The 12,650-nt window shown below is 51.2% G+C and carries 9 protein-coding genes; all 9 read right to left on the reverse strand.

Annotation, left to right across the window (positions count from 1 at the left end; all coding sequences use genetic code 11):
• Window positions 1-256: 256 nt before the first annotated feature.
• Window positions 257-535, reverse strand: coding sequence for a type I restriction-modification system subunit M N-terminal domain-containing protein (locus tag C8R14_RS10275; protein WP_011635422.1), 279 nt, complete (start codon window positions 533-535; stop codon window positions 257-259).
• A gap of 205 nt (window positions 536-740) precedes the next feature.
• A complete protein-coding gene (locus C8R14_RS10280; protein WP_011635421.1) occupies window positions 741-1,451 on the reverse strand; it encodes an RNA polymerase sigma factor FliA in 711 nt (236 codons plus the stop codon).
• Window positions 1,452-1,459: 8 nt separating this feature from the next.
• On the reverse strand, window positions 1,460-2,353 hold the full coding sequence (locus C8R14_RS10285; protein ID WP_011635420.1) for a MinD/ParA family ATP-binding protein: 894 nt from the start codon (window positions 2,351-2,353) through the stop codon (window positions 1,460-1,462).
• Window positions 2,346-3,617, reverse strand: a complete 1,272-nt coding sequence (gene flhF / locus C8R14_RS10290; RefSeq protein WP_011635419.1) for a flagellar biosynthesis GTPase FlhF — start codon at window positions 3,615-3,617, stop codon at window positions 2,346-2,348. The genes C8R14_RS10285 and flhF overlap by 8 nt, the downstream gene beginning before the upstream one ends.
• On the reverse strand, window positions 3,614-5,698 hold the full coding sequence (gene flhA / locus C8R14_RS10295) for a flagellar biosynthesis protein FlhA (protein ID WP_011635418.1): 2,085 nt from the start codon (window positions 5,696-5,698) through the stop codon (window positions 3,614-3,616). Before flhA ends, flhF begins: the two co-directional genes overlap by 4 nt.
• A gap of 47 nt (window positions 5,699-5,745) precedes the next feature.
• A complete protein-coding gene (flhB, locus tag C8R14_RS10300; protein ID WP_011635417.1) occupies window positions 5,746-6,876 on the reverse strand; it encodes a flagellar biosynthesis protein FlhB in 1,131 nt (376 codons plus the stop codon).
• A gap of 251 nt (window positions 6,877-7,127) precedes the next feature.
• Window positions 7,128-8,735, reverse strand: a complete 1,608-nt coding sequence (locus C8R14_RS10305) for a peptide chain release factor 3 (protein WP_011635416.1) — start codon at window positions 8,733-8,735, stop codon at window positions 7,128-7,130.
• Window positions 8,732-10,789 carry a dipeptide ABC transporter ATP-binding protein gene (locus C8R14_RS10310; RefSeq protein ID WP_011635415.1) on the reverse strand — a complete coding sequence of 686 codons (2,058 nt, stop codon included), beginning with the start codon at window positions 10,787-10,789 and terminating at the stop codon, window positions 8,732-8,734. Before C8R14_RS10310 ends, C8R14_RS10305 begins: the two co-directional genes overlap by 4 nt.
• Window positions 10,786-12,279 carry an ABC transporter permease gene (locus C8R14_RS10315; protein WP_011635414.1) on the reverse strand — a complete coding sequence of 498 codons (1,494 nt, stop codon included), beginning with the start codon at window positions 12,277-12,279 and terminating at the stop codon, window positions 10,786-10,788. The genes C8R14_RS10310 and C8R14_RS10315 overlap by 4 nt, the downstream gene beginning before the upstream one ends.
• Window positions 12,280-12,650: the final 371 nt, after the last annotated feature.

Genomic DNA, 12,650 nt, shown 5'->3' on the forward strand with positions numbered 1-12,650 from the left:
CCGAAGATCTTGTGAATAGGCATGCATAACCTTCCCCATCAGTTGTGATAGAGAATAGTCTATTACATGCATATATTTAAATCAAAAATGCTCTAGTTGTTATTTACTTGCTATTTCTGAGGCGGTTACTGGCAATGGTAAATTGATCTACTAACGACAATATAAAACTGACCCATCTGAGGCAAAATTGCTGCCGATGATTAATAGAACAAGGCGGTGTACATTTAATGCTAACCCAGGAGCCATTCATGGAAATTCATGTGTTACGCCGACAAGGCAAGAGCATTCGTGCCATGCGTAGCGCGCCATCCTGCTCAGCCACTTTGTGGGTATCGAGCAACTTTTTGCGCTCCAGCACCGCCTGCTTGGTCGACTCCAGCACGGCATCGAGCCGCCGCAGCACGGTGAAGGGCAGGATCACATCACGGTACTTGCCGCGCACATACATGTCGCGCAGGCGGTCGTCAGCGATGTTCCAGATGAGGTCCGATATCCACTTGATCTGGCTTTGGTCTTGTTGTTGCTTCTTCTGCATCGATACGTTCCTCAGCTCGCTGCCGTTGCAGCGAGCGTGAGTTGCCAATGATTACGCTTGTTTTTCTTCACAGGGCAGACAGGTGGAGCAGATTACCCAGACAACGCTGGGCATTCCACGTATTCGTGCGGCAACATCATACCAATTGCATGAAAACTGTAGGTAATCTATTGTATTTTCAGCCTGATCGGCTTTCAGGGAGAGGTTATTTATCCCGCAGGCGGGTTCTTAAACGCGAGATGGCCTGGGTGTGGAGCTGGCAGATGCGTGATTCGCTGACGCCCAGCACATCACCAATTTCGCGCAGGTTCATTTCCTGTTCGTAGTACATACCCATGACCAGTTTTTCCTTGGCAGGCAATTTTTCAATGGCGGCGACCAGCAGTTCTCTCAGATTTTTTTCCAGCAATTGGTCTAGTGGCTCATTACCCTGGTCATTACACAGATGATCAAGAAAATGATCTTCTTCATCTACCTGAAAATCCTCGTAATAGATCAGTTGCCCGCCCCCCGCTTCTTGCAGCATTTCCTGATACTCGGCTAGTGGCAGATTAAGTTCATCCGCGATTTCCTGTTCGCTGGGCGGGCAGCCAAGGCGTTGTTCCAGTGTGCGCATAGCGGTTTCGATCTGACGCATTTTTCTACGCAAGCTGCGAGGCAGCCAGTCCGCTTCGCGCAGTTCATCCAGCATCGAACCACGGATACGCTGGGCAGCGTAGCTTTCAAACTGACGTCCGTAGGAACCTTCGTAACGATTGATGGCATCCAATAGTCCGATCATTCCTGCCTGAATCAGATCATCCACCTGAACGCTGGCTGGCAGTCTGGCCATCATATGGTAGGCAATCCGTTTGACCAGGGGTGTAAATTCAATAACAAACTGGTCTTTATCAATGGTTCCTGCTTCGGTATACATAGGTTCACTCACACCGTAAAATCTGCCGTATCAAGATGGCTGGTTCGTATCAGTCTGCGCATGAAATTTTCCACACCGTCGTTATCTGTCCAGGCTCCCGTGCATTGCATCAGTTTCTCAGCCAGTTGCCGGTAACCTGCAGCTGATCTGGATGCCGGAAAAATTTCCACTACCGGCTGGCAAAGCTGGGTGGAGCGGTGCAGTTTGTCATCCAGCAGAATGCATCCCATCCACTCCAGTCTGACGGCCAGGTTCTTTTGGGCAACGCTGGCAATGTTGTCGAAAATATCGCGCCCGATGTTTTCTGATTCCACTTTGTTGACCAGCACCAGGAAATTGCGCCGGGCATATTCCTGACTGATGAGCTTGATCAGTGCATACGCATCAGTAATGGCGGTACCGGAACCGGAGAGTACGATCAGCACCTGTTGGGAAGCCAGGCTCAGTGGCACAACCCGGCTGCTTTTCCCGATGGCGGTATCGATCAGCACAATATCCACCGACTGGGAAAGTTCGCTGAAGCATTGAATAAACCGTTCCTGATCAGCGAGTGAAAGTTTTGCCAGCGAGTGAATGCCACGCATTGCTGTTAAAACCATTACACCTTCCGGCCCTTGTGTCATCACCTGTTCAAGCGTTTTATCCTGATTGATAACGTGCAGTAAATCGTAACGCGCATTCAGACCAAGATTGGCGTTGACGTCCTTGTGGCGCGGATTTTCATCCAGAATCAGCACATGTTTGCCTGTTTTTGCCAATGCTGCAGCCAGATTAATGACTGTACAGGTTTTGCCGACACCCGTTCGTCCACCGGCGACAGCAAACACGCGCACCCCGGTATTGGAGGCCAGCGCAGATAGCTCGCGCAGGCCGGATGCCTGGTCTTTCCTAACCTCAGCCATGATCTGCCTCGGCACGTTCCGGTTGTCTGATAGCTGGTTGATCACCGGCACTGCTCGCCATAATCAATGCAAATTCCGGGTCTTGTAATGAGAAGGGGGAATTTTCCGGAGAAGGCTTGAAAATACGGTGCAACAGGTAGCGGGAACTGGCTTCATGCAGATCTTCCGGAACCTTCTGGCCATTGGTGACGTAATGCAGCACCAGTTTGCGCCGGATGATTGCATCCAATGCAATGCCTAAACTGGCTGATTCATCCACCTTGGTAATGATGCAGCCATGAATACTATGTTTTTGGTAGGCGGAAATAACTTCGTCCAGCGTATCGCCGCTGCTGGTTGCATTGAGTAACAGCAGGTGCTTTATTTTTGTACCACATTGGCTCAGCATGGCGATCTGTTCGGCCAGCATCTGATCGCGCTGGCTCATACCAACGGTATCAATCAGTACCATGTGTTTGCCGCGCAGTTCGTGCAGCATTAACTGCAGATCCTCAATATCCTTGATGCTGCGTACCGATACCCCCAGCAGCTTGCCGTAAATGCGCAGTTGTTCGTGTCCACCGATACGGTAGCTGTCGGTGGTCAGCAGTGCCACTTTGTCAGCACCGTGCCGGATAACAGCGCGTGCAGCCAGTTTTGCCGTAGTGGTAGTTTTACCGACACCGGTTGGCCCGATCAGTGCATACACGCCGCCTTGTTCAATGATTTCGTCACCGGTTGCGGTGCGTAAATTAAGCGTGAGCAGTGAGATGGTTTTTTTCAGGCTTTGCTCGAAATCACGGTCAGCCGGCAATTTTTCCAGCAAGTGACGTGACAGTAGCGGGCTGAAGCCTGCACTTAACAGCGTGCGTAGCACTTTCATGCCACCCGGATCCCGTTGTGAAAAATTACTCCAACCCATGGTGGTCAGTTGCTCTTCCAGCATTTGCCGCATGGCCTGGATTTCCTGGATGATGTGCGCGCCCGGGCTGTCCGCCGCAGGCGGTTGTGTCTCCGGCTGTTTGTGGATAGTCGCTGTCTGCTCTGTTCCGGAAGCAGGTTTGTGCCGGGGGGAAGCAGTTGGCTTAACCACTGAAGAAGGCGCAGTCGCCTCGTGCGGCGTATCGCTGGTGAGCATGGATATATCCTTGCCGGCCAGCGCCATGATTTCGATCCCGCCTGGTACTTGTTTGTTTGACAAAATCACGGCATCCGCGCCGAGCTCTTCCTTGACCTTGCGTAACACCTCATGGGAGGTGGCGGCTAGAAATTTTCTTACTTTCATTTTTTGTTACCTCCAATGATCGATATGAATTTTATTTTTCTGGTATCCGGAATTTCGGAATGAGCCAGCACCCTTAATTGAGGCAGCGATCGACGCAGGAAACGAGACAGCAGCAGGCGGATTGCATCCGGTACTACCAGCACAACCGGTAATCCGAGCTGTTCCAGCCGCTTGACCGAGCTGCTGGCTTCACGTGTCAGGGTGTCGGCCAGGCCAGGTTCGATGCCGCCGTCTGCCACTGGATCGGATTGCACCACCTGTATCAGGATGTTTTCCAGTTCGGGGTGCAAACTCATGACCTGCATTTCGGCATCAGACGGAAAACATTGCTCCACGATCATCCGGCCCAGCGCTACTCTCACCAGCGCCAGCAGTTCGCTGACATCCTGAGTGCGCCCAGCATGTTCGGTCAACGTGTCAATAATGGTGCGCATATCGCGGATATTCACGCCTTCTTCCAGCAGGTGTTGCAATATTTTTTGTACCGTTGCCAGTGGCAGCAATTTGGGAATCAGATCATCCGTCAGCTTGGGAATTCTTTGCCCCAGATGATCAAGCAACTTCTGTAATTCTTCCCGTCCGAGCAGTTCAGAGGCATGCATACGGATCAGATGATTCAGGTGTGTTGTAACGACCGTGCTGGCATCAACTACGGTATAGCCGCTGGTTTGTGCCAGTTCACGTTGTTCTGTTTCAATCCAGACAGCGGGCAGCCCGAATGCCGGATCTTCAGTACGGTTACCCGGCAACGCCATGGTGACCTCGCCGGGATTAATCGCCAGATGCATGCCGTTGTAGGATTCTCCCTGGCCGATTACCGAACCTTTCATGGTGATGCGGTAGCCATTGGGGCGTAATTCCAGGTTATCCCGAATATGTACTACTGGCGGGAGAAAGCCGATTTCCTGGGCAAATTTCTTGCGGATGCTGTTGATGCGTTTCAGCAGATCCCCCTGACGGTGCTTATCCACCAGCGGGATGAGACGATAGCCTACTTCCAGCCCGAGCGTATCAACCTGAACCACATCTTCCCAACTGGCATCCTGTGTTTCAGTGGTAACGACTTCCGGCTCTTCCAGTTTGGCATCCGACGAAGTGGCACGGCTGGATACATAATAGGCAAGCGTACCGATCATTCCAGCCAGCAGCAGAAAAACAAAATTCGGCATACCAGGCACCAGGCCCAGCGCGCCGAGGATACCCGCTGTCAGCCATAGTGCCTGTGGCTTGTTAAGTAGCTGGCTCACAAATTGTTGACCGAGGTCTTCATCGGTGCTGACCCGGCTGACCACCAGACCAGCGGCAGTGGAAATGATGAGTGCGGGAATCTGTGCGACCAGACCGTCGCCGATAGTCAGCAGCGTGTAGTTTTTGGCAGCATCACCCATGTTCATATCATGTTGCAGCACGCCCACGATCAAGCCACCAATAATGGTGATCAGCATGATCAGAATGCCGGCAATCGCATCGCCCCGCACGAATTTGCTGGCGCCATCCATTGAGCCGTAGAAATTGGCTTCCTGTGCAACCCGTTCGCGCCGTTTGCGCGCTTCATCTTCCCGGATCAGCCCGGCATTAAGATCGGCATCAATTGCCATTTGTTTTCCGGGGATGGCATCCAGGGTGAAGCGGGCGCTGACTTCTGCAATACGCCCGGCCCCCTTGGTAATAACAACAAAATTGATCACAATCAGAATAATGAACACCACCAAACCCACTGCATAGTTTCCACCCACCAGAAAATGGCCGAATGCCTCGATAACCTTGCCGGCGGCATCCGGGCCGTTATGGCCGTGCATCAGCACTACCCTGGTTGAGGCGACATTGAGTGAAAGTCGTAACAGTGTCGTGATCAGCAAAACAGTAGGGAAAACTGCAAATTCGAGTGCATCACGCGAATAAAGGCTCACCAGCAGCACAATCACTGCCAGTGCGATGTTGAACGTAAACAGCACATCCAGGACGAATGGCGGCAGTGGCAGCACCATCATCGAGAGGATCATGATGATCAGCATTGGCCCAGCCAGGCTGCGCATTTGGCCGTCTCGTACCAAAGCTGCTAAAGATAGAATATTATTCATTCAGCATTCATTCCAATAATAGGTATTTATTCACCTGTAAATCTGTTTCAGGCATGATCCAGTTCCACTGGCACCGCTATCTCCGGTGATAGTTGTGGCGCGGTACCACCCGCCGTCTGATATCTTCTCAGCTGGAAAACGTAGGCCAACACATGCGCTACCGCGGTATAGAGCGTCTCGGGAATCTCGGTATCCAGTTCCACGTGGTGATACAGTGCCCGTGCCAGCGGCGGCACTTCCAGCACCGGAATATGGTGTTCATCTGCCAATTCACGAATGCGGGCGGCGATCAGTTGCGACCCTTTTGCCACTACTTTCGGTGCACGCATTGAGTGATCCTGATACTTCAATGCGACGGCGTAGTGCGTCGGGTTGGTCACCACGACATCTGCCCTGGGTACTTCTGCCATCATGCGTCGGCGTGCCATTTCACGCTGCATACTGCGGATGCGCGCCTTGACCTGGGGATCACCTTCATCCTCCTTGGCTTCCTTGCGCAGATCTTCTTTGGACATCCGTAACTGGCGTGCGTGATTCCAGAGCTGGAAAGGTACATCGATTACGACGAGCAGCAGCATGGCACCAACAATCAGCATAAAGGTCAGGCCGATCAGTCTGCCCATGCTGGTTAGTCCTGTGTCCAGCGGCATACCAATCAGATCAAGCACGTCTTGTTTGTGACTCCAGATAATCCCGGCCGCAACGCCACCAATGACTGCAGCCTTGGCGATTGCCTTGACCAGTTCAATCAGGCCGTGTGACGAAAATATCCTTTTAAATCCATTAACCGGATTGAGACGTTTGAAGTCAGGAAACAACGCCTTGGAGCTGAACAGCCATCCACTCAACAGCATGGGCGATACCAGCGCCACAATCACTAGCCATCCCAGTAAGGGTGCGATAGCCAATAGCCCATCAAGCGCCAGTTGAAATAACCTGGGCAACAACAGCGCCGGATTGAATGCAACTTCCCGTTCTATTTGCAGGCCGCTTTCCAGCAGGGCGGACAGTTTCTGAATAATGAGCGAACCGATCACCCACAAGCTGCCGGAAGCTGCCATCAGCATAGTGAACGTGGTTAATTCCTGCGAGCGCGCTACCTGCCCCTCCTCCCGGGATTTTTCCAGGCGCCTGGGGGAAGCAGGTTCAGTACGTTCAAGATCGTTATCGTCTGCCATAGCGGATTCCTCTCGATGAACCAGGATTATCCGTGTTCACGCTGAAATTGATGTCGTAAACAAGCAACGATTTAGGTGGTTAATCAAACAATTCCGGAGAGAAAGCCGGGTGAGAGAACGTTGAGAGCCTGCTTACCGTTGAAGCTGTTTGGGTAACAGGAAAAACAAACCGGGGAAAGGCAGCGAGTGAATTAAATCATCTGCTGCCTAAATGGCTTTTTAGTAGGGATTGGGTTGATTCTGCTGGGAAATCAGCTTGCTGTCTGAAACAACAGGCCAGCATGTTCCCGCATTTTGTGGAAGCGGATGCCGGGCCAGTTTTCTTCAGCCACGCTGATTTCGGCAGAGAAAGAAGCCAGAAAAGTGGGGGCATCCACTGCATCGTAGGCGATACGATGCGTATTGGCATCAATAAAACGCTGCAATTCCCGGGGCATTTCGGCAGTTACCCACCTTGCCAGTTGGTATTTGGCAGGAGCGACACGTGCCTCGACACCGTATTCATGCTTGAGACGATGGGTGACGACTTCAAACTGTAGCTGGCCCACCGCACCCAGCAGCAGGATACTGCCGAGATGCGGACGGAACACCTGGATGGCGCCTTCTTCACCCAGCTGAGTCAATCCCAACTTGAGTTGCTTGCTGCGTAATGGATCGGCAATTTCGACTGTCTGGAAAATTTCCGGCGCAAAAAATGGCAAACCGGTAAATTGCAGGTTGTCTCCCTCGGTCAGGGTATCGGCCAGTTGTAGCGTCCCATGATTGGGAATGCCGATAATGTCACCTGCATAAGCTGTTTCCAGCAATTCACGCCGTTGTGAAAGAAAGGAAACTACCGTGCTGGTGCGCACATCCTTGCCGCTGCGGACTACCTTGAGACTCATTCCACGCCTGAATTCACCCGAGCAGATGCGCACAAAGGCAATGCGATCCCGATGAGCAGGGTTCATGTTTGCCTGAATCTTGAAAACCACCCCGGAAAATTTATTTTCAGTCGGCAGGATTTCTCGCTGAATGGCTTTGCGTGTACCGGGTGGTGGCGCCAGATCAACCAGTGTATCCAGCACTTCCTGTACGCCGAAATTGTTGATTGCCGAGCCAAAAAATACGGGTGTTTGCTGCCCGGCAAGAAACGCTGCCTGATCAAATTCCGGTGCAGCACCCTTGATCAGATCAATTTCCTGCCGAGCCTGTTCCAGGTTTGCTCCGAAGCGTTTTGTAACTGCCGGATCGCCCAGATCGGTAATGATGGTTGTATCTTTCTGCTCGGCATGATCCATACCAGGCCGAAAGACGCGCATCAGTTCGTGCCGCAAATCGTACACGCCATGAAAGCGTTTGCCCGAGCCGACCGGCCAGGTGAATGGAACTACGTCCATTCCCAGTGTGCGCTCGATTTCATCAATCAGATCGAGTGGTTCGCGTACTTCTCGATCCAGTTTGTTGACGAAAGTAATGATCGGGGTGTTGCGGGCGCGGCAGACCTGCAGCAGGCGCAAGGTTTGTGATTCCACGCCGTTGGCGGCATCGATGACCATGAGTGCTGCATCGACAGCGGTCAGCACGCGGTAGGTATCTTCGGAAAAATCCTGGTGACCGGGCGTGTCCAGCAAGTTGATGACACAGCCCCGGTACTCCATCTGCATGACAGAGCTGGCAACAGAGATACCGCGCTGTTTTTCGATTTCCATCCAATCGGAAGTGGCGTGGCGACTGGCTTTACGCGCTTTGACACTGCCGGCGATGTGAATGGCGCCAGCAAACAGCAGTAATTTTTCCGTCAACGTGGTTTTACCGGCGTCCGGATGGGAAATAATGGCAAACGTCCGACGACGTTTAACCTCATGATCGATCGTCATTGAAAATCCTGTGGTTCTTGAGAAACTGAATGATAAAGATGGCAATAAGTGGTGTGGGTAGCGCTGAACCGGCTGGTCGCCGGATAAATTTCCCGGCAGATCGGCATGACATGGGGACAGCGCGGATGAAAATAACAGCCTTGTGGTACATCAGCCGGTGAAGGCGGCTCACCTTGCAAACGTATGACTTCACGTTGGGTGCCGGGTTCATATATTGGTACCGCAGACAACAGCGCCTGGGTGTAGGGATGTTTCGGGGCATCCAGCACTTCTTCAGTGCGCCCATTTTCCACAATTCTGCCCAGATACATAACAGCTACTTCATCCGCAAGATAGTCCACGACAGCTATATTATGGGTGATCAGCAGATAAGCAAGTTTTCGCTCCTGTTGTAGCGTTTTCAACAGATTGAGGATTTGTGCCTGTACCGAAACATCCAGTGCGCTGGTTGGTTCATCACAGATCAGCAGCTGTGGATTAACTGCCAGCGCACGTGCAATGGCAATCCGCTGACGTTGGCCACCGGAAAATTCATGTGGATAACGCCATTTGGCTTCTACAGGCAAACCCACCTGCATCAGCAGAGTATCAATGTTGTGTTCATTCTTTTTCTGCGTAGATAATTTATCCGAGTACCGGCCAAGTGCCTGCATGCCTTCTTTGATAATCTCAATAATGCGCATGCGTGGATTAAGTGATGAATAAGGATCCTGGAAGATGATCTGGAATTCAGTGCGTTTTTTCAGTAATTGCTTCCGATTCAGTTTAGATAACTCTTCATCCTGCACACGGATACTGCCTGATGTAACCGTGATGAGTTGCATGATACCTTTACCCACCGTGGTTTTGCCGCAACCGGATTCTCCCACCAGCGCCAGTGTTCTGCCGTGGTTAATTTGCAGCGACACACCATCAACCGCTTTGACATAGCCTGCTGCTCGCTTGAATAACCCTTTATGCACCGGGAAATGCACTTTCAGATCATTCACGTTTAACAGAAGATTATCTGAATCCAAACCAGGAGCGTCAACACTGGCTGGAAGATTATCGGTTGTTGCATGAGCAATGTCGGACAATGCTTCCACGGAATGCTCCGGATAAAGGTGACATCGGACACGGTGTTGAGGTGAAATTTCCACCCAGGGTGGAATAATCTTGTGACATTTTTCCCAGGCATGATCACAACGATCAGCAAAACGGCAGCCGGTAAAAACATGTGAAAGGGCTGGCACATTTCCCTGAATGACGATCAGTTTCTGATTGCGTTTTTTTCTCGTTGGTAAAGCAGCGAACAATTTATGGGAATAAGGATGGGCCGGTGATTGAAAAAAACTTTCCTGATCCGCGGTTTCAATGATTTCTCCGGCATACATCACGGCAATGCGCTGCGCTATTTCTGCAACCACTCCCAGATCATGGGTGATCAGAAGAATAGCCATGTTTTCCTGTCGCTGCAAATTGCGCATGAGATCCAGCACCTGCGCCTGAATCGTGACATCCAATGCAGTTGTGGGTTCATCCGCAATCAGCAGCTCTGGTTTGCTTGCCAGTGCCATGGCAATCATGACGCGCTGCTTCATGCCACCCGAAAACTGGAACGGATATTCCTTGATACGACGCGCCGGATCAGGAATACCAACCTGACGCAGGAGCTCCAGAATGCGTGTTTGTGCCGCTGCACCACGCAGATTAGAATGTTGCAGCAATACTTCTTCAATTTGTGCACCGGTGGTCATGACCGGGTTCAGGCTCAACATCGGTTCCTGGAAAATCATGCCGATACGATTGCCGCGCACCTCACGCATGGCGGATTCCGGCAAGGCCAGTAGTTCATCACCATTCAGGCAGATGCTGCCATGCGTGATTTCTCCAGCTTCCGGCAACAGGCGCATGATAGATAAAGCAGTCATGGATTTCCCACAACCGGATTCTCCCAGTAATGCAAATGTTTCGCCTGGCCGAATGGCAAGTGATAATCCATCCACGGCACGTACCGGCTGCCGGCCGGTATGCAGCTGCACTTTGAGCTCATTTATTTCAAGTAATGCGGTCATGTGCGGGGTATGTTTTTGTCTGGGGAGGCCATTTCTTCTGTTTCATTCTGATTCTTGAGATATCTGGCTGAATCATTGCTGAGGGTTCGGCTGTGCGGATTGAATGCATTTTGTACCGCATCTGAAAAAAGATTGGCGCTTAATACCAGCGCGAACATGAAGGTGAATGCTGCAAATAATGTCCACCAGACCATCGGTTCACGCGCCATTTCCAGCCTGGAGGCATTGATCATCGTTCCAAAGCTGATGGTAGAGGGATCCACACCCACTCCGACATAGGAAAGAACAGCTTCGGCCAGTACCAGGCTGCTGAAATCCATTACGGTGGTAATCAGTACGATATGGATGACATTCGGCAAAATATGGCGAGTGATGATGCGCCAATGAGAAACGCCAAACGCATGTGCTGCCTGGATGTATTCCATTTCACGCAGTTTCAGTGTCTCTCCGCGCAATACTCTGCACAGCCCCGTCCAGCTGGTGATGCCCAGAATAATACAAAGAAACAGCAAACGCAGATCAGCACGTGCGGCGGTTGTATCAAGCAGATCGGCATGCGTTTCAATATAAACCTGCATCATCAGCACGGCTGCTGCAATCAGCAATACACTGGGGATAGAGCTGAGCGTGGTGTACACGTACTGGATAACATCATCAACCCAGCCGCGAAAGTAACCTGCTGCAATCCCCAGCAGCAGGGCGAATGGCAGCATGATCAAGGTTGTCAATGTTCCGATAACAAGCCCGGTGCGAATACTTTTGAGTGACAGGTACAAAACATCCTGGCCTACCTTGTCTGTTCCCAGGACATGGTAGTGTGTGGTCAGTGCTGCGACGGCGCCCCCCATGGCCAGAATAACAGCCAGCGTGATCAATATGGCGCACCAGGGAACTTCAGTTGTACCGTGCCATATAGCTGTTTGTATACGAAAAAATGAAGTGCGATACTGCTTGGCCTGCATACTGCCCAGGCCGAGAACCAACCCGGCCCAGATTAGCAATCCTGCTCCCGCTCCCGAAACGGATCGCCACCAAATATCACTGGTCAGCTCCGTTCTTGGATCATCCAAATGCGCGCCGCCGAAGGTTAATCGGGCAAAATCCCATACCTGCTCTCCTTCAGTGGTGATAATCATCTGCTTTGCATATAGATGGGCAGATAGGGGGGCGGAGTAGGTTTTTTCCATCTGTGAGCGTAGCGGAGTAGCCAACAGATCGAACACGCTGAGTACTTCAGCGCTATAGATATTTTCCCCGGTGGCGCGAGTTTGTTCCAGTGCCGGGCGAAAGTGAATCGTGTCGAGCAAACCGATCAGGATGAAGCATAACAGGATGGTCAGTGCAGACATTCCGCTGGCGCTGTGTATAACCTTGCGCCAGGAAGCCAGCATATGTTCATGCCGCCTGGCATAAATACCAAGAATAATACCTGTTGCCAGCAGCAGATAAATCAGAGCGTCTGTCCAGAGTATAACGGGATGGAAAGGCATTATGACGAAGATCAAAGTTCAAGTTGTAATAATGCGGTATTGTAGCGTAGTGACAACAGGCAATTGCATCGAAGAAAAAAGTGGATATCGTAATGATAAATATAGCCTGGTTGACCAGAATGTTTATTCTGCTGGCTGTTTTTATTTGTAATGACACAACGCAACCATGCCATCATCGAAAATGACAAAAAAATATTCCGGTTTTGCTAAAGTTCCTGAATGGATGGTCGTTAGACGAGCGTAACATATGCAAATATTTATTTTAGAAGGAATTCCGTCGTGAAAATAAACCAGATATCTCCGGGGCATACAGAGCTTGCTGCCGGGGTAGCTCAAAAAAAAGTGGACAGAACGGATAATGCCAAAGTGAG

The organism is Nitrosomonas eutropha (genome assembly GCF_003201195.1).
Classification (GTDB): Bacteria; Pseudomonadota; Gammaproteobacteria; order Burkholderiales; family Nitrosomonadaceae; genus Nitrosomonas; species Nitrosomonas eutropha.

Excerpts from the sequence above, each read along its gene's own strand:
- C8R14_RS10275 (WP_011635422.1), bottom strand. The coding sequence starts at position 535 with ATGCAGAAGAAGCAACAACAAGACCAAAGCCAGATCAAGTGGATATCG.
- C8R14_RS10280 (WP_011635421.1), bottom strand. The coding sequence starts at position 1,451 with ATGTATACCGAAGCAGGAACCATTGATAAAGACCAGTTTGTTATTGAA.
- C8R14_RS10285 (WP_011635420.1), bottom strand. The coding sequence starts at position 2,353 with ATGGCTGAGGTTAGGAAAGACCAGGCATCCGGCCTGCGCGAGCTATCT.
- flhF (WP_011635419.1), bottom strand. The coding sequence starts at position 3,617 with ATGAAAGTAAGAAAATTTCTAGCCGCCACCTCCCATGAGGTGTTACGC.
- flhA (WP_011635418.1), bottom strand. The coding sequence starts at position 5,698 with ATGAATAATATTCTATCTTTAGCAGCTTTGGTACGAGACGGCCAAATG.
- flhB (WP_011635417.1), bottom strand. The coding sequence starts at position 6,876 with ATGGCAGACGATAACGATCTTGAACGTACTGAACCTGCTTCCCCCAGG.
- C8R14_RS10305 (WP_011635416.1), bottom strand. The coding sequence starts at position 8,735 with ATGACGATCGATCATGAGGTTAAACGTCGTCGGACGTTTGCCATTATT.
- C8R14_RS10310 (WP_011635415.1), bottom strand. The coding sequence starts at position 10,789 with ATGACCGCATTACTTGAAATAAATGAGCTCAAAGTGCAGCTGCATACC.
- C8R14_RS10315 (WP_011635414.1), bottom strand. The coding sequence starts at position 12,279 with ATGCCTTTCCATCCCGTTATACTCTGGACAGACGCTCTGATTTATCTG.